Here is a 20,695-nt window from a genome sequence, read left to right on the forward strand (position 1 = left end):
AATTGATGGCGAATGCGCAGCCGCAGCCTGCAGGGCTGCTCTCGAACGCACGTTTTGTGGCGAGCCCAAATCATAATGCGCGCCCTGAAGGCAGCGAGGTGTCGCTGCTGGTTATACACAATATCAGCCTGCCGCCCGGGCAGTTTGGCACAGGCGCTGTTGAGCAGTTTTTCTGTAACCGGCTCGACTGGCAGGCCCACCCTTACTTCCAGAGTATTGAAGGTATGGAGGTGTCGGCCCATCTGCTGATTGAGCGCAGCGGTGCCCTGATTCAGTTCGTGCCGCTGCATCAGCGCGCCTGGCACGCCGGCCGGTCCTGCTTCGAGGAGCGGGAAAACTGTAATGATTTCTCCATCGGCATTGAGCTGGAGGGCACCGACGATCAGCCCTACAGCGATGCCCAGTATGCATCTCTGGTGGAGGTAACGCGTCAGTTGCAGCAAAGGTTCCCGGGCATCACCGACGCCCGCATTGTGGGGCACTCCGATATAGCGCCCGGGCGCAAGACGGATCCTGGGCCTGCGTTTGACTGGGCCCGGTTTCGCGCCCAGTTGCTGCATGCTCAATCGCAGCAAGGGGTGCGGCGATGAAATTTCTGGCACTGTTGGGCGCGCTACTCTTCAGCCGGCTGTTGTTCCAGCCGCACAGCCAGCCTTACCAGCCGGCCGCAGGTTCCAGTCGGGACCGGCTGATTGTCTGGCTGTTTCTGTCGCTGTGCCTCGAGGCGCTGCTGCTGTTGAGTCTGGAGTTCGCCTATGGCCTGCCGGTACTGCTGCTGGAAACAGCGCTACTGAGTTACTGGCTGGGGCGCTCGACCCCTGGCAACCTGTTGCTGGAATATGCGGATCTCTGGGTCCGTGGGGATTACAGTGCGGCTTCTGCCCATGCAGCGGAGCAAATTCGCTTTCATGGCCATGTTTCGCCTGAGCGGCCGCAGCGTCTGCATTACCGTATTTGCCAGTGTTACCTGCAGCAGTTGCTGCTGACGCTCTTTGTACCGCTGTTCTGGTTCTGGCTGGCAGGTATTCCCGGCCTGTTGCTGGCGGTACTGGTACAGCCGCAGCTCGAAACGATCAGGCCTGTCGCATGGGCTTACTGGGTGCAGTGGCTTCCGGTCCGGTTGCTGGGTTTTAGTTTCTTCGTAGTAGGCAGTGGAAGCGGTGCCTGGTTTGCGCTCTTGCGCCTGTCCCATAGACGCAACGATATTCAATGGCTGTTCCGGGTTGGGCTTGGTGCCATTGGTGACTATGCGGGCAGTCGCGATCTGGCTGGCAACCTGGCGCAGCGCGGCGCCGAGGAAATGGGCGCGTTACGGCGTCTGGTGGGTCGGGCTCTGGTGCTTTGGTTGCTGATAATTGCCGCGCTTGCCATGGCAGGGCTCGAAATCAGGCTGTATTGAGAATTGTTTTCATTTATCATTTGCGAGCACAATTTTGAATGCCCGGTTTTTCGGCGACGTTTGTAATGCCGGCGAGCACCGCGCCTGTTTGAAACCCGAACCAATATGGATTTGCATGAGTCAGTTGCTGGAAGTCGAATCGGTCAGTTGTGCCTATCAGGACAATGTCGTGGTCAAGGACCTGTCGTTCGAGGTGGCTGCCGGCGAGATCGCCTGTCTGCTGGGCCCCAGTGGTTGCGGCAAAACGACGGTGTTGCGGGCGCTGGCCGGTTTTAACCGGCTGCGTTCGGGTTGCATCCGGATTGATGGCATGCCCGTTTCTACAGCGGACTTTGTGCTGGAGCCGGAAAAGCGCCAGATGGGCATGGTATTCCAGGACTACGCACTCTTCCCGCATCTGAATGTACTTGAAAATATCAGTTTTGGGCTGCTATCGGCTTCGCGTGGGGAAAAGGCGCGCATCGTCGCCGAAGTACTCGAGCTGGTGCAGCTGCCGGATTTATCGAAGCGCTACCCGCATGAGCTTTCCGGTGGGCAGCAGCAGCGTGTTGCGCTGGCTCGGGCCTTGGCACCTCGGCCGCAACTGTTGCTGATGGATGAACCTTTCTCGAACCTGGATACCGAGCTGCGCAAGCAGCTGTCGCTGGAAGTGCGCAATATTCTGAAGCATCAGAATATTGCGGCTATCGTTGTGACCCACGACCAGGAAGAGGCCTTTGCCATCAGTGATCAGCTGGGCATTCTGGCGGGTGGTGAGCTGCAGCAGTGGGGCCGCGCCGAAAAACTGTATTATGAGCCGGTGAATCCGCTGGTGGCGGGTTTTGTCGGCAAGGGCAGTCTGTTTGATGGCGTGTGTGAGAGTGCCACCTGTGTGCGCACCGAGCTTGGATTGCTGGAGTTCGCAGAACCCTTCTGCTCACCCGATGGCAGTGCGGTACAGCTGTTTGTCCGCCCGGCCGACATAAGGCCGGCGTCGGAAGGCACGGTACCGGCAAAGGTGCTGACGCGGGAGTTTTTGGGTGGTATGACCCTGTATACACTGGAATTGCCGAACGGGCGCAGGGTTGAGTCCGAGGTGCGTGAAAAAATGGACTTTGAGGTGGGCGAGCAGGTGCATCTGCAGGTTTCGGTACACCGCCCGATCGCCTTTTTTGACCTGTGATCGTTGGCCTTTGATCGAGCGCCAGGGCTAATGCGTTAGCTGAGGCTGCTACGAACCACTTTTAACTTTTAACTTTTTACTTTGGGCTTTAGGCCTCGCTTTGGCGTCGGCTGGCGGTGATCGAGCGGCTCAGCAGTATCACCGGCAAGACCCCGACCAGCACAATCAGCAGCGCCGCAAGGGCGCTGCGCTCAAGCATTTCGTCGGACGCAAACTGATAGACAAAGGTTGCCAGCGTATCGTAGTTGAACGGGCGCAGAATCAGTGTTGCCGGCAGTTCCTTCATGCAATCCACAAACACCACCAGCAATGCGGTCATCAGACCGCCGCGGATCAGCGGCAGGTGTACCTTCAGCAATGTCCCCGAAGCGCTCTGGCCGAGTGAGCGGGACGCCATGTCCATGGACGGGGTTACCTTGCTGAGCGAGCTGTCCACCGCGCCGTTGGAGACCGCCAGAAAACGCACCACATAGGCAAAGATAATGGCAAAGGTGGTGCCGCTGAGCAGCAGTCCGGTGGACATATCAAAGGTGCGACGCATGAAATCGTCCACGGCGTTGTCAAACGCCGCCAGCGGGATAATCACGCCCAGCGCCAGTACGGCGCCCGGCATGGCGTACCCCAGGCTGGAGAAGCGTACGGCGAACAGCAGGGCGCGTCTTTCGCTGTACAGGCGCTTGGCATAGGCCAGCACTACAGCCAGGGCGATCGACAGCACGGCAGCACTCAGCGAGAGGGTAAAACTGTGGCTGGCATAGCTGAGGAAGTCCTCTGACCAGAGCTGGTCGAGGTAACTGGAGGCATACCAGCTCAGCAGTGCGAAGGGCACGATAAAGCCGCACAGTACCGGCAGCAGGCAGAAGACGCTGGCGGCCAGGGCGCCGGCACCCTGCAGGCGGCTGGGCTCCAGGGTACTGAAGCGGTCTGCACTGTGAAAATGGCGCTGCTGGGCCCGCGCCATACGCTCCAGGGTGATCAGCATAACCACGAACACCAGCATCAGGCTGGCAATCTGGGCCGCACCGCCCAGGTTAGCCATGTTCAGCCAGGTGTCGTAGATGCCGGCGGTCAGGCTCTTGACGGCAAAATAGTCCACGGTGCCAAAGTCATTGATGGTTTCCATGGCCACCAGGGAGACGCCCACGGCAATCGCCGGACGAGCGATGGGCAGGGAGACGCGGTAAAAGCTCTGCCAGGCATTGCAGCCCAGCAATCGGCTGGCATCGCGCAGGCTGACGGATTGCTCCAGAAAGGCCGCGCGGGTCAGCAGGTAGATATAGGGGTAGAGCACCAGGGAGAGCATCAGGATAGCGCCGCCGAGGCTGCGTATTTCCGGGAACCAGTAGTCCCGTGCGCTCTGCCAGCCAAACAGCGCCCGCAGTGCGCCCTGTACCGGGCCTGCGAATTCGAGCAGGTCCGTATACACATAGGCAATAACGTAGGCGGGCACGGCAAAGGGCAGCAGTAGCGCCCACTCAAATAAACGCTTGCCGGGGAAACTGTACATGGTAACCAGCCAGGCACTGCCGACGCCTGCGAGAATGGACAGCAGTGCAACCCCGATGATCAGTTCCAGGGTGGTAATGACGTAGACCGGCAGCACAGTGCTGGCCAGGTGCGCCCAGATGTTTTCGTCCGGGAAGAGCGCCAGATAGAAAACCGCCAGCACCGGCAGCGCCACCATCAGCGCAATACCCCAGGCCGCCGAGTACCATCCGGCAAGGCGCGGACGTGGCTGGCGTGTGGGGCTGTACGCCAGGGTGGCGGTGGCTGTCTTCATCGATAATCTTCCTGATCCAGGGCCGGGCAGGCTATCGTTTTCGTTTGCTAATGTCGAGCCGGGCCGCCCGTGGGGGCGATCCTGCTCGGCGCTGCCGGATCAGTTATCAAATCCGACCTTGTCGACCAGGCGGGATGCGACTGCGCGCAGCGGGCCCAGTTTATTCAGGTCGATCTCGTCGGCCTTGAAGTTGCCCATGTATTCTTCGATCAGGGCCGAGTTGGGCGTGCCAGGGCGTACCGGGAACTCGGAGTTCACATCGGCGTAAATCGTCTGGGCCTTCTTGTCGGCCAGGAACTCGATCAGCTTGATGGCGTTTTCGCGGTTCGGTGCATACTGGGTAACACCGGCGCCGGAGATATTCATGTGCGCGCCGCGGTCATCCTGGTTCGGAAACACCAGGTTGACGGACTGAGCCCATTCTTTCTGTTCCGGCTGGTCTTCGTTGGTCAGCATCTTGCCGAAGTAGTAGGAGTTGCCCAGCGCCAGATCACAGACGCCTTCCTTCACGGCCTTGACCTGGGAGCGGTCGTTACCCTGGGGCTTGCGTGCCAGGTTGGCCTTGAGGCCTTCAAGCCACTGCTCGGCGTAGGCTTCGTCGTGGTGTGCAATTACGGAGGCGATCAGGGACAGGTTGTAGGTGTGCTTGCCACTGCGGGTACAGATACGGCCTTTCCATTTCGGGTCAGCCAGGTCTTCGTAGGTCTTGATTTCACCTTCCTGCACACGATCCTTGGAGGCATAAATGATGCGTGAACGGGCCGTCAGACCAAACCAGCGGCCTTCGGGGTCACGGTAGTGCTGCGGGATGCCTGCGTTCAGGGCGTCGCTTTCTACGGCGCTGAGCAGCCCCTTCTCAGTGGCATCGTACAGCGGGCCGACTTCTGCGGTCAGCAGGATGTCTGCCGGGGAGTTGCGACCTTCATGCTCCAGGCGCTCCAGCAAGCCCTTGCCAGCGGTAACCAGATTGACCTGGATGCCGGTTTCCTTGCTGAACTCTTCCAGCAGAGGCTGAATCAGGAATGCCTGGCGGTAGGAGTAAATATTGACTTCGTTGGCGGCCTGGGCGATAGACGCCGTGCTGGCCAATGTCAGCGTAGCGGCGGCAAGGAGTGTGCGGGAGCTTTTCATGCGGGAACTCACTTTGTCCGGAGAATTTGTGTAAAAGATAATGCGAACAATTCTTAATAATATTCCAGGGCCTGTCAAGGGGGATGAGTATTATTCTCACTTGGAGGGGCCGGGTCTAGCCACGCAGCTGTGCCAACAAAAGCCGGGACCAGGAACCGGCGCGAGCGAAAGTCGGCGCGAGCGCATGCACTGGCATGCCCCTAAGCCGCTGTGTATCAAAGCGGCGGAAACAGCCGGGCCAGCAATACCGGCACGGCGGTTTCAACGCGCAGAATGCGCTGGCCGACATGGATGGGGGCAAGTCCTGCCTGTTGCAGCTTTTCCACCTCATAGCGGATAAATCCGCCCTCCGGCCCTATGGCCAGCGTCGTGAGTGTCTGTTCGGCGGGTGGGCACTCAGACGCCTCGTAAGGATGAGCTACCAGTGCGCGGGTATCGGTAGCGATGGCAGGCAGTTCGTCCTCTACAAAGGGTTTGAAGCGCTTGTGCAGCGAGACGTCGGGTACCTGGGTGTCGCCGGCCTGCTCCAGCCCCAGCAGCAGCTGCTCCCGGATGGCAGCGTCGGCGAGCAAGGGGCTGGACCAGTAGCTCTTGTCGACCCGGTAGGAATTGATCAGGCAGAGTTTTTTAACACCCATGGTGGCGATGGTTTGCAGGGTGCGTTTGAGCATCTTGGGCCTTGGCAGCGCCAGGATCAGTGTCAGCGGCAGCGCTGTCGGCGGCATCTGATCAAGACAGGTTTCCAGCTCAATGCTCTGGTCATCGACGCGCAGTACCTGGGCGCGTCCGATAGCGCCGTTGAGCAGCCCCACTTTCAGTGTCTGTCCTGCCTCGGGTTGCTGCACCGCGCGGATGTGGGCGTAACGCCGGTCGCTCAGGCGCACTCTGGCAGGCGCGATAAAGTCGTCGTCAAACAGCAGAATCAGGTTCATGGCGTTAGAAAGTATCGGGCTTAAGGAGCTTGGGGTGCGCATTGTATCAGAAGCGCGCTTGGCCGTCGGAGACCTGGCCGGGTGCAGGTTTGGCTGCGAACTTTGCTTTTTGTCATATATCCGTAAATTTTTACGGGTATTGTCATCCGCCTGTAGCAAATGAAGTTGATTTGGCCACTGGGTTGGTATTATTGTCGTCTGACTTAGGGACGAGCTAAGCGATAGACACTAAAATTATAAGTCGCCTTATAAAAAGGGAAATTGACACTATGGGGATGCGTATATGAGCAAGAAAATAGCATTTGTTACCGGCGGTACCGGTGGTCTGGGTACGCCTATTTGTCGTTCTTTGGTTGATCAGGGCTTTACGGTCGTTGCAGGCTACAACAGCGGCGGCAAGCACGAAAAAGCGCAGGCGTGGCAGGAAGAACAGCGCAAGGCCGGCTATGAAATCATGATCGCCTACGGTGACGTGACCAACGCTGAATCCTGCGTGCAGTGTATTGCTAACGTGGAGAAGCAGACCGGCGGTACCATTGATGTGCTGGTTAACAATGCGGGTATTACCCGTGACGGCCAGTTCAAGAAAATGTCCTGGGAGCAGTGGGACGAAGTCATGTCCGCCAACCTGGACTCCATGTTCCACATGACCCGTGTCGTGATCAACGGCATGCTGGACAAGGGCTGGGGCCGAGTTATCAACATTTCCTCGGTAAATGCCCAGAAAGGCCAGTTCGGTCAGTGCAACTACTCGGCTGCGAAGGCCGGCATCCATGGCTTCACCAAGGCGCTGGCGCAGGAAGTGGCGCGCAAGGGTGTCACGGTTAACACTGTGTCGCCGGGTTATATCAAGACTGCCATGGTGGCAGCCATTGCACAGGATGTTCAGGACAAGATTACCGCGACTATCCCTGTGGGTCGTTTCGGTACGCCGGAAGAGATCGGCCGTCTGGTGGCCTTTGTCGCTGATGAGCAGTCCGGTTATATCACCGGTGCTGATCTGTCGATGAACGGCGGCTTGCACATGTCCTGATACAGGACGCGCCCGAGTGCTGGTTTCGGCCAGTGTTTTGGGCTCAAATAAAAAAATCCCGCTGCTCGCGGGATTTTTTGTGCCTTGCTGTTTTATGTCTGAGCGCCTGTGGTTGGCGGTCTTACAGCAGCCCTTCCAGCGGGTTGTAAAAGCGCTGTACCAGATCCGGGTGGCGCCGTGCCATGGGCACGCAGCGCCACTCGTATTCCAGCCGCTGCAGGTCCGCTGTGGTGACAGCTTCGCTCTGCTGTTCCAGTGCCTGCTGCAGGCGCTGCATCTGGTATTCCAGTCGCAGCGCCTGGTCATCCTCGGGCGACGAGAGTCCCAGTGCTATCTCCAGCTGAATGCACAGCTGGCGCAGGCGCAGACCGGCGGCCTCGGTGAGCTCTGGCAGTAGCTCGGGTTCCTGGTGCACCTGTCGGGCCAGTGCAAAGCGCTGTTCGATCAGCTCGACATAGTCAGTGCAGCAGTTGTCCTGGGTTTCCCAACGTGCCTGCAGCTGATCCAATACAGCGGGGTCTGAGTCCTGCGCCAATACTTGGTCCTCAAGCTCATCACACAGCTCTATGCGCAGGCGCAGCGCTGTATAGGCGCTGGTATCCTGCAGCTGCGCCAGATCGGCGCGCTGGCGCTCGAGCTGCTGGCGGGCATCGTCAAAACGGCGCAGGTAGGGCAGGCTGAAGTCTTCCTCCAGCTCGCTGAAGTGGGCGATGCTTTCTGGCAGCAGTTGTTCGAGCTGCGCACGACTGCACGGCGTTTCCAGTAGCTGCTCCAGTTGATGGCAAATTTGTTCTGCTATTTCGCGCTGTTCGACACGCAGCTTGCGATCGCGCTGCTGGCTGTCACCCAGACGCGAAAACAGGGTGTCGCAGTGGGCGCGAAAATGCTTCCACAGTCGCTGTTCCTGGCTGCGGAAGGTTTTGCCCGCATCCTTCCATTGCTGCTGCAATTGCTTGGCCTGCTGAGCGGCCTGTTGCGGGTCTTCGGCGTCGCACAGTGCCTCGACCTGTTCGACCAGCTCACGCTTGAACTCCAGGCAGCTGTGATAGTGATCGTGCAGCGGGGCATCGAGTTGTTGCAGCAGTTGATTGAAGCGCTCCTGTGCCTGCTTGCCGGGGCCGCGGTCGACCGGGGAATAATGTTTCCATTCGTCCTTGGCGGCGCGGCTGATGGTATCGATAGCGCTCCAGTCGGCCTGTTCCCAGTCGATGCTGGCGATGTAGCTTTCCAGCTGATCGCAGATCACGCCGCGCTGCACCAGGTTCTGGCGCCGGCGCTCGCCCTGTGCCTGGAAGTAGGCTTCGCAGGGCGCATAGGCCAGGTCCGAAGCCTTCTTGAATCGGCGCCAAATCGCCTGGGCGTGGAAAGGGTCTGTGCTATCGAGCAGTTTCCATTGCTGTTGCAGGCGGCGGATGGCTTCGGCCAGTTCGGTGACCTCAAGTTCGCTGTCGATCAGGGCTTCCATGTCGGCGCACAGTTGCTCTTTTTTCGGCGTTACGGCGTAGCCCTGCCAGTCTTTTAGTTCCAGCAGCTGGGCATGCAGTTGCCTGAATCGCAGATCCAGCGCTGCGGCAGTATTGCCGTTCAGCATCTCCAGCGCCTGGGCGGCACGGTCATGGCACTTGCCCGCCTGTTTGACGTGGCCGTCCTTGATGGCCAGCTCCAGCTTGTCGAGCTGGTGCTGCAGGTCTTGCGCCAGTTCCTGCTCTTGCTCGTGCAGCGCCTTGTGGCGTGCGTCTATGGCCTGCAAACGCAGTTGCGCCTGTTTTAGCGCTTCAGGTTGCGGCAGTGCCTGGGGCCAGTTTATTTTCTGCAGCAGGTTGCTGATGCGCTGTTGCTGCTTGCGCAGTACGGCCGGGCTTGCGTCTTCAATCGGTTGCGACAGCAGGCGTTGCAGGTCGGTCTGGCACTGCTGCAATGTTGTGGCGCTACCGGCTGTGCTCTTGATGCGACTGAGAATTTTGCCGGGATCCTGCGCGTCACCGGAGCGCTCTGTATGGTTCAGGGCGTCCCAGTGCTGCTGCCAGGTGGTCAGTTCGATATCCAGGGCGGCGGTGTCCAGACGGGTGTCTGCCAGGGCTTCGCGGCTGCTCTGCTCGATCACTTCGAGCTGTTGCAGCAACTGCGCGCAGGCTTCCCTGTAGGCGGCCTGGTCGCGCTGCTGCTGTGCCTTGGCATCCGCCTCGGCCTGCACAATAGCGGCACGTTCGCGGCAGCACAGCAGAGCCTGCTGAAAACGGTTTTCCAGTTCGTCTGCGCAGACTTCGAGCTTGTGCCATTCCTGGCTCAGGGCATCGATACGCGCGCCGTAGAGTGGCATCAATTCGCCTTCGGCCAGTTGCTCCATGCGTTCCACGCGCTCGAGCCTGTCGGTCTGCAAGGCATCCTGAGCACGGGTCTGATCGCGCAGCTGCTGCAGTTTGTCCCGGGTGACCCGGTAGACCGCCTTGTCACGCTGGCGCATCTGTCGGCCGACGCGCTCAAGTATGGCTTCGCTTTCCAGCCGCTCGGCTGCCAGGCGCCGCATCTGCGCGCTCTGGGCATTCAGCGTCAGTACTTCAAGATTGCTTTCATCGTGCACCCGTAACAGGGCGGCCTGTTGCAGCGCGGCCTGGCCGGTGTGCAATGCTATATGGGTCAGCAGGTCCTGATCCTGGATATCCTCAATGCAGGACAGTTGCTGCTCCGGTGACAGCGTACTGGCTTCACTGGCCACCAGTTTGCACAGGCGGTCGGTGGCGACGTGCCGGATGGACGGGTCCTGCTCGCTGGCCATGACACGCAGCAGCAGCTCGGGCTTTTGCAGCCGTGCCACTGCAGCCTTGCGCACCTCAGGGCTCTGATCCATCTGAGCCAGCCTGGCGAGTATTTCCAGTTGATCGGGGTGTTCCGTCAGCAGAGTGCTGATTGCACGTATCCGTACGTCCGCCTTGTTGCTTTGCCACTTGGGCCTGAAAAACTTCGCAAACATTGGTAGGGGGGTCCCGGCATAAGGGTTGGGCAGCATGATCTCGTTATGCTGCAGCGCGAAAGCTAGCTATTCTAAGACGCCATGGATGGCAGCGAAAGAGTTGACATGTGTGCAAAATGGCCAAACACAGGAACCGAGTAGCAATCCTGTTGTCTCCTCGCCGTTAAACTGTCGCTGCGGGCAGGAATTTGGCGTCGCCATCGACATAGTACCAACGGCCTTTGTCGTCACGCCTGAAGCGCGAGCGTTCGTGCAGCCGCCCGGGCTCGTCAGTGCTGATGTACAAGGCTTCGAACTCCACAGTGCCGGTACTATCCTGCTCGCCACCGGCCTGAACTTCAATAATCCGCAGGCCTATCCAGCGGGTGGATCTGAACTGTTTTTTAAGTACAGCACGCTCGCCCGGCTGGCGCCGCTCCGGTGCCAGAGTATCGATCAGGTAGGAGGCGAGCCCCAGAGCGAATGCGCTGTAGCGTGAGCGCATCAGTTTTTCCGCGGTCGGTGCTGGCTGCTTGCCGCTAATGGCGGGCTCGCAGCAATCGCGATACAGCCTGTCGCTCTGGCAGGGGCAGGGCATTTCGGCCGGTAGCTCGGCGGCTATAGCGGAGGCAGATTTCTTCTTCGACATGGTTATCCCTGTGCTGGCGGCCATCCCGGCAGCTGAAATGGATCGACGCCGCCCGAGCTGTTAGGCTTTAATGCAGACTGTTTCAGGGCGCAGGCCCATAGTCTAAACAGGATCCGATGTGGCGTCTGCCGTCGGGTTGATCATTTTTATCAGGGAAGCTATCGATTCGATGTCTGTCTCCGCCACGCCGACTTTCTTCTGGCACGATTACGAAACCTTTGGTGCCGACCCCAAACGCGATCGCCCGGCTCAGTTTGCCGGCATACGTACCGATATGGAGCTGAACATCATCGAAGAGCCGGTGATGTTTTTCTGCAAGCCGGCGGATGATTTTTTACCTAATCCCGACGCCTGCCTGATTACGGGCATCACGCCGCAGCAGGCGCTGGTAGACGGTGTCTGCGAAGCAGAGTTCATCGCCAGGATTCATGCTGAAATGGCCCGCCCGGGCACCTGTGGCGTGGGTTACAACAGTATCCGCTTCGATGACGAGGTCACGCGCTACACTCTGTACCGCAATTTCTACGACCCCTACGGGCGGGAGTGGCAGAACGACTGTTCGCGCTGGGACATTATCGACATGCTGCGTCTGACGCGGGCGCTGCGCCCCGAGGGTATCGAGTGGCCGAGTTACGATGATGGTACGCCGAGCCTGCGTCTCGAGGATCTGACCCGCGCCAACAGCATTGACCACGGTCATGCCCACGATGCGCTGTCCGATGTCTATGCCACCATCGCCATGGCGAAACTCGTGCGCGAGCGCCAGCCGAAACTGTACGACTATGTACTGAAAAATCGCGGCAAGCGTTCGGTGCAGGCGCTGCTCGACGTGGCCACGCACAAGCCGGTGCTGCATGTATCGTCGCGTTACCCGGTGGAATGGGGCAACTGCGCCATAGTCGCACCGCTGGCGGGGCATCCGGTCAATCGCAACAGCGTGATCGTGTGGGATCTGCGGGTTGATCCGACGCCGCTGCTGAGTTTGCCGGCGGCGGAAATTCGTCGCCTGATGTATACCCGCAGCGACGACCTTGAGCCGGGTGCACCCCGTATCGCGCTCAAGCAGGTACATATCAACAAGTGCCCCATTGTTGCGCCTGCGGGCATGCTGACGGCGGTTGAAGCCAAGCGGCTGCAGATTGACGGTGATAGCTGCCGTACGCACTTGCAGATCCTGCGCAGCTTTGACGGTCTGCAGTCGACCCTGGCAGAAGTATTCGGCGAGAGTGATTTTGATACGCCGTCCGATCCTGATCAGATGCTCTACAGCGGCGGTTTCTTTGGCGAGGCCGACAAGTCGGCCATGGCGCGGATTCGCACCTGCGACCCCCAGGAGCTTGGCGCGCTGGAGCTGGCCTTTCAGGATCCGCGGCTGGAAGAAATGCTGCTGCGCTACAAGGCGCGCAATTTCCCCGCCAGCCTCAGTGATGATGAGCGACTGCACTGGGAAGAGTACCGCCAGCGCAAACTACTCGGTGACAACAGTGATGGCTATCTGGGGATGACGGCGTTTTATGAGCGGCTGAATACACTCTATCAGGCGCCGGAACGCACCGACGAGCAGCGCCGCATTCTGGAGGAGCTGAATGTCTATGCCGAAGCCATCTACCCGATGGATGGCATGGACGCATGAGAGCCCTGGCGCTTGGCTTCGCTCTGCTGAGCCTGCTGGCGCCGTCGCTTTGGGGCGAAGAAGTGCTGCCCTATGCGCTGACCGAGCCACGGGGCTTTTCGGCAGGTACAGTGAGTGGGCGAAGCGTGTATGACAACAAGGCGCGTGGCAGTCTTGATGGTGAAGACATGCCTGAAGTCCGGCCAGTGGACGCGGGGTCCGGCCTGCCGGCGCCCCATATAGTGCCCTATGCCAAGGTGCCTGAAGCCACTGAAGTGTTGATAGGGTCTGTAAAAAGGCCCGCTGCGCCCAGCGGTGAAGACCGTGTTTTCGAGCAGATCAAGGCCGAGCCTGGCACGTCTTACCTTGAGGCGGCGGAACAGTTGTCAGACTGAACCTGAAGGCTTCAGAACGTAGCCGGGCAGGGCGCTTGGCGTTGGCGGCCAAATTCCGCCGCCGCCATTCTTTTTAGTCACGATTTCCTTGCCAGATAACAGCTATGCGCCATCAGGCACCCGGCACAAAGGCATCCGCCGCCTTGAGGGCGCTGATGGCAGTGTCGGCGCGCCTGTTTGTTTCCTGGGCCTTGAATTCGGCGCGAATGCTCTTGCCAAAACTTCTGACCAGCAGGCTGCGTTCGGCGAGCGTAGCGAACTGGCGCTGCAGATCCGCAACGCTGAGCGCTTCGATGGCGGCGGCAAGTTGCTCACGACTGTCAAACCCCAGCTCTCCCCGATCCAGCTCCTGCCAGTAGCGCCCGCTGCGCTGACTCAGGCTGGTTTCCTTTTGCAGCAGGCGAGACAGGGTGCTGGCCTTGACCTCCGCCAGGGCGGCGGCGTCGAGCTGGCTGAACAGCGGTTTGATATCCCGCAGGAACTGCTCCATCTTTTGCTCCAGCGTCAGCGGGTCTGCGACCGGCGACTGTACCACCAGGGCGAGTCCGGGCACATTCAGCAGTGACATGGAACTGGCGAAAACGACATAGCCCAGCTGCTGTTCGGTACGCAGTTCGTTGTAAAAGGGTGACGACAGCATTTCTCCCAGCAGCATATAGGCGGCGCGGGTGCCCAGGTCGGTATCCTGCCCCTGCAGGTAAAGGGTGACGGCAGAATCTTCGTGTTCCAGCTCCAGCGTTTGCACCAGTGCATCCTGCGGACTCAGCTGCACGACGTTGATACTGGCGGGCTCGGCCAGCTCTGCGTTGCTGCGCAGTACCTGGTTGACGGTTTGCGCCATGGCGAGGGCTTCATCGGCCTGACGGTTGCCGTGGGACAGTACGCGCAGGCGGGTGTTGGCCAGCAGTCTGGGTACGAATTTCTCTAACTGCGAGCGCGTAATCGATTGCAGTGCGCTGAGCTTCTGTTCGCTGGACCACTGTGGCAGCAGCAGGTTGTAAAGCTCGCCGGTGGTCTGGCTATAGGGCGTGTCGTTGCGCTCGTTGGTCAGTTCCTGGGCGTACTGGCGGCGGATCAGCTCAAAGCGGTCGGCATCCAGCTGCGGTTTGATCATGGCCTGCAGCAGGGCGTCCAGCAGCACCGGCTGGCGCTCGTTGTAGCCGGAGACTCGCACGCTGAGGCCTTTCATGTGCGGATACAGGCTGACCGAGAGCCCCGCCAGCGCAGCGTCGTACAGGGTTTCGTTGAGCTGGTCGTTCACCATGCGGGTATAGAGCGCCGTCAGTACGGCACCCTGGGCATCGGCATTGGCGGGCTCTGACAGCAGCGAGAAGTAGAAATCGGCCTTGGGGATGCGAAATTCACTGTCCTGCTGGTGCCACAGCTCAAGCCCGGCCTGGGACAGCAGCGCCTTGGGTCGGGGGCTGGCAGGCTGTGCCAGGGGCTTGAGCTCCAGATCCTGCGCCAGGTAGGGGTTTAGCGCGCGGATGCTTAGCCTGTCGTCGCCCGCAGGATTGCGGCGCCACTGCGACAGCTGGGCATCGGCCAGCGGCGTGATGCGATAGCCGGTCTGATACCAGGGGTCGACCTGGTCGGTGTCCAGATCCTGTGCCTGCAGCGTGAGCTGCATGTTATCGGGGCGTACCGGCGCCAGAAAACGGCGGATCAGCTCGGCATCAAAGTCGGCCAATAGGTAGTTTGCATCCAGCACGTGAGCGGCCGGGTATTCTTGCAGTCCGCGGGCCAGCTGGCGCACATAGTGCACGGGGGAGCTGGGCTCGACAAAGCGAAAGCGGGTGGCGTTTAGCTGGCGCTCTTCGGCGTAGAGTTGCTCGTCGATGCCGCTCTCACGCAGCAGGCGCACATAGCTGAAAAAGAGCGCTGTTACCTCTTGGTAGTGTTCAAAGCCCTGCTCGGTGAGGTCAATATTGACCACCAGTGAGGAGGCGTTGGGCAGATCCATACCCTGGGATGCACCCAGTTCATTGGCCCAGCCCCGGGCCTTGAGGGCCGACAGCAGGCTGCCCTTGCCCTCATAGCCGATCAGGCTCGACAGGTAATACAGCGGCTTTTGGGACCAGTAGTCCTTGGCCGGCGGCAACGGGAAACTCAGGCTCAGTTCGCGGGTATCGTCCAGGGTGCGGATATCGAGTTTCGCGGGTAGGGTGCCGGGCGTATAAAGCGGGGCTGGGTCGTGAAAGGGAGCGGCATCGAAGTTTTTTACGGCGGCAAAGCGGGCTTCAACCAGTGCCCGCAGCTCTGTGACGGGCTCGCGGCCCAGCACCACCAGTGTCATCAGGTTGGCGGAGTAGTAGCGCTGGTAGAAGTCGAGCAGGTCCTGGCGCAGTACGCCGGGTTCGTCGTTGGACAGGGTATCCAGGTTGCCAACATTGAACTGGCTGAAGCTGTGCTGCGGGTTGGTCAGGCGCTTGTAGGTACTCCAGATGCGGCGGCCGTCGTCACGCAGGCCGCTCTGGTATTCGGAGTTGACGGCATTGCGCTCGCGGTCCACGTAGGTTTCGTCGAACAGCGGCGCAATAAAGAACTGGGCGAAACGGTCCAGCGCGGGCGTCAGGTTTTCGGCGCTGACGTCGAAGAAGTAATTGGTGTTCTCATAGGATGTGTAGGCGTTGTGACTGCCGCCACTGGCGCGGATAAATGCCTGATAGGCGCCGGCCTCGGGGTATTTTTCGGTGCCCAGAAACAGCATGTGCTCCAGAAAGTGGGCCAGTCCCATGCGCGCTTTCGGATCGGCATTGGAACCTACGTCCACATCCAGCGAGGCGGCGGCCTTGTCGGTGTCGGGGTCTGAAATCACCAGCACCTTGAGCTGGTTGTCCAGGGTGAAGTTCAGGTAGTCGCGATTGTCGTTGGGGCTGACACTTATCTGGCTCTGGGCCAGTGCCGGCAGACTGAACAGCCAGAAAAACAGCAACAGCAGGGGGGCGGCGAAGTTCGTTTGTCTCATGGCGTCTCGGAGTCCTTGGGTGCCGGCAACAGGGTCAACATACTATGAGCCTGCAGATGACTTGTCACTCAGAGTTGTGAGCCTTGTGACTGTGCCCCGGGCGCAAAGTTCGCACGTGCCTTTGTCTGACTGCCAAGGCGGCAGCACCGGCAGAATTCTGTACGCGGGGTGGCGCCGCGCGTGGCAGCGACGGGCTACAGTCGATACAATCGGGCATCTACCTGGCCTTTCGATCACGCAAGGGAATTCCATGAACCGTGAGAAAGTGATTTTTGCCTTCTTTATCGTGCTGGCGCTGACGCTGAACTTTGGGTTTTTTGTCGGTGATACGAGTAATCCCAATCACCACAATGTGTACGAGCTCTATGCTGCCCTGGTGATCAGCCTGATCTGCACTGTGCTGAAGTTCGGTGATCGGACCCATGTCGGCGCCATGATGCTGGCGACCAGTCTGGTGGCGGATCTGCAGCTGGTGGCTGCCGCCGTTATCTGGGGTTATGCCGCCCAGGTGGGCGGGGGTGTCGACGAGTTGATTCTGGCCAGTGTGGTCTCGCTGTCGGGCGGTGCCCTCATGGCCAATATCCTCTCGGTGGTGTTGCTGGTGGTCGAGACCGTGATGGTCCGGCGCTGACAGGCGCCTGCGATGAACGATGTCATCTATATACTGCTGCGCCGGCTACGGGCACCGCTGATCACCCTTATCGTGGTCTATGCGGTGTCCGTGCTGGGGCTGGTGCTGATCCCGGGAGAGGATGACCAGGGGCAGCCCTGGCGCATGGACTTCTTTCATGCGTTTTACTTTGTCTCCTTTATGGGCTCGACCATCGGTTTTGGCGAAGTGCCTTACCCCTTTACCGATGGCCAGCGCTTCTGGACCATGGCCTGCATCTACGCCACCGTCATCGCCTGGCTTTACAGCATCGGTACCCTGCTGACGCTGGTGCAGGAACCCGCCTTTGGGCGCCTGATGCGCCGGCGCTCCTTCGTCAACGAGGTGCGCCGGTTGCGTGAGCCCTTTTACCTGATCTGCGGTTACGGTGTTACCGGCTCCCTGGTGGTGAAGAAACTGGCGGCGCGGGAAATCCGCACCGTGGTGCTGGATCTGAAACAGGAGCGCATCGATGGTCTGGAGATGGACGGCCTGTCGATTCGGGTGCCGCGCCTGTGTGCCGACGCTTCCTTGCCTGATACGCTGCACGATGCGGGGCTGCGGCATCGCCACTGTATCGGTGTGCTGGCGCTGACCAATGATGATCAGGCGAACCTGGCCATTGCCATTGCCAGCAAGGTGCTGGTGCCCGAGCGTATGGTGATCAGTCGCACCGAATCCGATGTGACGACCTCAAACCTCGACTCCTTTGGCACCGATCTGGTAGTGGATCCGTTTCGCTCCTATGCCGAATACCTGGTGCTGACCACCCACGCCCCTTACACCCACCTGGTGTACGATTGGTTGCTGAATCCTTTGCACCGGCATATGGCGACGGTCAGCAAGCGTCGTGAAGGGCGCTGGATTATCTGCGGTTATGGCCGTTTTGGTCGCGCGCTCTGTGGGGCTTTCCGCCAGGCCGGTGTCGAGCTGACACTGATCGATGAGGGCAGTGACGAGCTTGCGCAGCCGCTGCACCGGGTGCGGGGCATAGGCACCGAGGCGGTGACGCTGCAGGACGCCGGCGTTGGCGATGCCGTCGGTTTAGTGGCTGGGACCTTTCACGATGCCGACAACCTGTCGATCATCATGACGGCGCGGGCGCTGAACCCGAAACTGATTACAGTGGTACGGCAGAATCTGGGCGAGAACGATCTGGTGTTTCAGAATTCGCGGGCGGACTTTGTGATGGAGCCCGGCCGGATTATCGCCAATCGCATTCTGGCGCAGATCAAGACGCCCCTGCTGCCGGTGTTTATCGAGCGCATGCTGCGTGAACACGACGATGTCTGGGCCCATGTGCTGCTCAATCGCATGAGTCATGTAGTGGGGGATCGGGAGCTGGACAGCTGGGGCATTCGGCTGTGCCCGGAAGAAACCCCGGCGCTGCTGATGTTGCAGCCAGAGCAGGCGCTGAAACTGCGCACCCTGATGAAGGATCCGCGGGATCGCACCCGCAGCCTGAGCTGTCTGGCGCTGATGCACCGGCGTGGCGCCGAGGTACGCCTGCTGCCGGGCGAGCTTTGCGAGTTGCAGGAAGGGGACGAATTACTGTTTTGTGGCTTGAGTGAAGCGCTGCATCAAATGGAGTGGACAGTGAATAATTACAATCTGTTGCAATACCTGCTTACCGGGCGGGAAAATAACGATACCTTGTTGTCGCGCTTGCTGAATCTGGGAGCCAAAGGCTGATGGCTCATCTGTTGCTGGTGTTTACCGTGCTGTTCTGGGTTGGAAATTCGGTCATGGCACGGGCGATTCATCTGGAGTTCCCGCCCGTAAGCCTGGCCGCCTCGCGCTGGACCCTGGCCATGCTGATACTGCTGCCCTTCGTGTTGCCGCGTATCAGGCGCGAATGGCCGGTGATTCGCGCCAACTGGCCCATCATACTGCTGCTGTCGATACTGGGCGTTTCCTGCTTCAATACCCTCATTTATACCGGTCTGCAGACGACGACGGCGACCAACACCACCCTGATGCACTCGATGATTCCTGTGCTGATTCTGATTATCAGCCGGGTCTTTTTGCACCACGCCGTCAGCGGGCGGCAGTGGGTGGGCGTCACCCTGTCGATGTGCGGGGTGCTGGTGTTGTTGAGTCAGGCCAGTATCGAGACCCTGCTCAGCCTTGAATTTAACCGCGGCGACCTGTGGATATTTGCCGCCGTGGCCGACTGGGCACTCTACTCGGTGCTGCTGCGTTACAAGCCGGCTGAGCTCAGTGGTATGTCTTTTCTGGGCATTACCATTACGCTTGGGGCGCTGGTACTCTGGCTACCGGCATTGCTGGAGCTGAGCCAGGGGCGCATGCCAGAGCTTTCGCTGCACACAGGGGCGACGGTGCTCTACATGGCGATATTTCCGTCGATTCTGGCCTATATGTGCTGGAATCGTGGCGTTGCGGAACTTGGGGCCCCGGTGGCGGGTCTGTTTATCCACCTAATGCCGTTGTTTGGGTTGCTGATGTCGGTAATCTTCCTTGGAGAGCAGGTTCAGGCTTTTCATTTTATCGGCATAGCCCTAATATTCGGGGGCATTTTTCTGGCCGTGGTTACTGATACACTGCGTAACCTGAGACCAACCAATTCACAGGAGTCTTCATGCAAAAGCTGATGACCATCATGTTTGCCGTTTTTCTGAGTTTTACCCTGCTGGCACCAGGGGCCGACGCGGCCAAGCGTTTTGGCGGCGGTAGCAGTATTGGCAAGAGCTTCTCTATGCCCAAGAAAACGACAGCGCCGGCTGCCACTTCATCAACTACGCAGCAAAAAGCAGCCGCGCCTGCGACGGCACCGCGCAAGCCCGGTTTGGGCGGCATGCTCGGCGGCCTGCTGGCCGGTGGTCTGCTGGCATCCCTGTTTATGGGCGGCGCCTTTGACGGCATGCAGATGATGGACTTTGTGCTTATCGCGCTGCTGGCCTTTGCGGCCTTCAAGCTGTTTTCCATGTTCCGGCGCCAGAACGCACCGGCCTATGCCGGCGCGGGTGGTGCGCCGGTACAGGATCGTGCCGCAAACTCCTACAGCGAGCCGATGGCGCGCACCAATGCCCAGGCAGAACCTGCTGCGGCGCCGGCCGGCGGTTTCGGTGCGGGTCTTGGTAGCACTGAAATTGAAACGCCGCACTGGTTCAACCGTGATGCTTTCGTTGTGGGGGCCCAGAAACACTTTAGCCACCTGCAGAAGAGCTGGGATGAGCAAAACTGGGATGAGATCCGCAGCTACGTCTCCCCCGAACTCTTCACCGAACTGCAGGCCGAACGTGGCAAGGAGGGCGCGCAGAAGACCGAGGTGGTGTCTGTGATGGCAGAGCTGGCGGGCTTTATTGATAACAAGGATCACGTGGTGGCCAGTATCAACTTCTACGGCTGGCTGAAGGAAGAGTCCGATCAGACCACCGAGTTCAGCGAAGTCTGGCATCTGCAGCGTGACATGTCGGTTGAGAATGCTGACTGGGTTATCGTTGGTATTGAGCAGCCGGAAGCCTAGTCGACTCGCTTCAATAGGGCTAATTGGCTGTTTTTTCAGGTAAATTGGCAAAGGGGGTTGCGCATCAGTGAAGCCCTCTATACTATACGCCCCACGTTGATGCGGGGTGGAGCAGTCTGGTAGCTCGTCGGGCTCATAACCCGAAGGTCATAGGTTCAAATCCTGTCCCCGCTACCACATTCAAGAGTTGGTAATCGAAAGTTATCAGTTCTGCAAAAAAAAGGCCTGAAGTTGAAAAGCTTCAGGCCTTTTTTGTTATTTGTCGTTAGTAGAGGAGCAAAGAAGACGTCGGGCTCGCTCTTTATAACTGCAGCGAAGGTCTTAGGTTCAAATCCTGTCCCCGCTACCATATTTAGAGAGAAGGCTGGAGTCGAAAGATTCCAGCCTTCTTTCGTTTTTGAGCAGTGAGGGCAAAAAGCGTCGGGCTCGCTCTTCATAACGGAAGCGAAGGTCATAGGCTCAGGTCCTGTTCCCGCTACCCTATTTAGAGATCAATAATTGTTGATTATTGGTCTTGCAAAAAAAGGTCTGAAGTTGAAAAGCCTCAG

Annotated in this window: 16 protein-coding genes and 1 tRNA gene; 11 read left to right on the plus strand and 6 right to left on the minus strand. The window is 59.4% G+C overall.

Features of this window, described 5'->3' with window-relative positions; genetic code table 11:
- Positions 1-5 precede the first annotated feature (5 nt).
- The 3 genes from ampD to A8C75_RS05370 all read left to right on the plus strand — a co-directional run bounded on the left by ampD (position 6) and on the right by A8C75_RS05370 (position 2,561).
- Positions 6-590 carry a 1,6-anhydro-N-acetylmuramyl-L-alanine amidase AmpD gene (gene ampD / locus A8C75_RS05360; protein ID WP_067379154.1) on the plus strand — a complete coding sequence of 195 codons (585 nt, stop codon included), beginning with the start codon at positions 6-8 and terminating at the stop codon, positions 588-590.
- Complete coding sequence (locus tag A8C75_RS05365; protein WP_067379155.1) at positions 587-1,399, plus strand: hypothetical protein; 813 nt, start codon at positions 587-589, stop codon at positions 1,397-1,399. Before ampD ends, A8C75_RS05365 begins: the two co-directional genes overlap by 4 nt.
- Positions 1,400-1,514: 115 nt before the next feature.
- Positions 1,515-2,561, plus strand: coding sequence for an ABC transporter ATP-binding protein (locus A8C75_RS05370; protein ID WP_067379158.1), 1,047 nt, complete (start codon positions 1,515-1,517; stop codon positions 2,559-2,561).
- A gap of 88 nt (positions 2,562-2,649) precedes the next feature.
- Here the strand turns inward: A8C75_RS05370 and A8C75_RS05375 are convergent, their stop codons facing one another.
- The 3 genes from A8C75_RS05375 to A8C75_RS05385 form a co-directional block, all read right to left on the minus strand.
- The gene (locus A8C75_RS05375) at positions 2,650-4,341 is read right to left on the minus strand and encodes an ABC transporter permease (RefSeq protein WP_067379160.1); all 1,692 of its coding nucleotides are present in this window, start codon (positions 4,339-4,341) and stop codon (positions 2,650-2,652) included.
- Between the two features lie 99 nt (positions 4,342-4,440).
- Positions 4,441-5,472 carry a Fe(3+) ABC transporter substrate-binding protein gene (locus A8C75_RS05380; protein ID WP_067379163.1) on the minus strand — a complete coding sequence of 344 codons (1,032 nt, stop codon included), beginning with the start codon at positions 5,470-5,472 and terminating at the stop codon, positions 4,441-4,443.
- A 215-nt stretch (positions 5,473-5,687) separates the two neighbouring features.
- Entirely contained in the window at positions 5,688-6,404 is a 717-nt protein-coding gene (locus tag A8C75_RS05385; protein ID WP_067379166.1) for a 16S rRNA (uracil(1498)-N(3))-methyltransferase, read from the minus strand.
- 283 nt (positions 6,405-6,687) lie between these two features.
- Between A8C75_RS05385 and phbB the strand changes: the two genes are divergently transcribed.
- The gene (gene phbB / locus A8C75_RS05390; protein WP_067379169.1) at positions 6,688-7,437 is read left to right on the plus strand and encodes an acetoacetyl-CoA reductase; all 750 of its coding nucleotides are present in this window, start codon (positions 6,688-6,690) and stop codon (positions 7,435-7,437) included.
- A gap of 121 nt (positions 7,438-7,558) precedes the next feature.
- Here the strand turns inward: phbB and A8C75_RS05395 are convergent, their stop codons facing one another.
- Positions 7,559-10,408, minus strand: coding sequence for a DUF349 domain-containing protein (locus A8C75_RS05395; protein WP_067379172.1), 2,850 nt, complete (start codon positions 10,406-10,408; stop codon positions 7,559-7,561).
- A 163-nt stretch (positions 10,409-10,571) separates the two neighbouring features.
- A complete protein-coding gene (locus A8C75_RS05400; protein WP_067379174.1) occupies positions 10,572-11,036 on the minus strand; it encodes a YchJ family protein in 465 nt (154 codons plus the stop codon).
- 169 nt (positions 11,037-11,205) lie between these two features.
- Here A8C75_RS05400 and sbcB point away from each other — a divergent pair, with 169 nt between their 5' ends.
- Positions 11,206-12,669: an exodeoxyribonuclease I gene (sbcB, locus tag A8C75_RS05405; RefSeq protein WP_067387007.1), complete on the plus strand. Its 1,464-nt coding sequence runs from the start codon at positions 11,206-11,208 to the stop codon at positions 12,667-12,669.
- Positions 12,666-13,043 carry a hypothetical protein gene (locus tag A8C75_RS05410; RefSeq protein ID WP_067379180.1) on the plus strand — a complete coding sequence of 126 codons (378 nt, stop codon included), beginning with the start codon at positions 12,666-12,668 and terminating at the stop codon, positions 13,041-13,043. The genes sbcB and A8C75_RS05410 overlap by 4 nt, the downstream gene beginning before the upstream one ends.
- 112 nt (positions 13,044-13,155) lie before the next feature.
- On the opposite strand, the gene A8C75_RS05415 is transcribed toward A8C75_RS05410, so the two are convergent.
- Positions 13,156-16,011 (minus strand): insulinase family protein, encoded by a 2,856-nt coding sequence (locus A8C75_RS05415; RefSeq protein WP_067379185.1) that lies wholly within the window; start codon positions 16,009-16,011, stop codon positions 13,156-13,158.
- A gap of 250 nt (positions 16,012-16,261) precedes the next feature.
- Here A8C75_RS05415 and A8C75_RS05420 point away from each other — a divergent pair, with 250 nt between their 5' ends.
- From A8C75_RS05420 to A8C75_RS05440, 5 genes are all read left to right on the plus strand, one after another.
- Positions 16,262-16,642 (plus strand): DUF6394 family protein, encoded by a 381-nt coding sequence (locus tag A8C75_RS05420; protein WP_067379188.1) that lies wholly within the window; start codon positions 16,262-16,264, stop codon positions 16,640-16,642.
- A 12-nt stretch (positions 16,643-16,654) separates the two neighbouring features.
- On the plus strand, positions 16,655-18,352 hold the full coding sequence (locus tag A8C75_RS05425) for a potassium channel family protein (RefSeq protein ID WP_067379190.1): 1,698 nt from the start codon (positions 16,655-16,657) through the stop codon (positions 18,350-18,352).
- A complete protein-coding gene (locus A8C75_RS05430) occupies positions 18,352-19,272 on the plus strand; it encodes a DMT family transporter (protein WP_067379192.1) in 921 nt (306 codons plus the stop codon). The genes A8C75_RS05425 and A8C75_RS05430 overlap by 1 nt, the downstream gene beginning before the upstream one ends.
- Complete coding sequence (locus tag A8C75_RS05435) at positions 19,260-20,147, plus strand: Tim44 domain-containing protein (RefSeq protein WP_067379194.1); 888 nt, start codon at positions 19,260-19,262, stop codon at positions 20,145-20,147. Before A8C75_RS05430 ends, A8C75_RS05435 begins: the two co-directional genes overlap by 13 nt.
- Before the next feature lie 100 nt (positions 20,148-20,247).
- Positions 20,248-20,324 (plus strand) — tRNA-Met (locus tag A8C75_RS05440).
- Positions 20,325-20,695 lie beyond the last annotated feature (371 nt).

Source organism: Marinobacterium aestuarii (assembly GCF_001651805.1).
GTDB classification, from domain to species: Bacteria; Pseudomonadota; Gammaproteobacteria; order Pseudomonadales; family Balneatricaceae; genus Marinobacterium_A; species Marinobacterium_A aestuarii.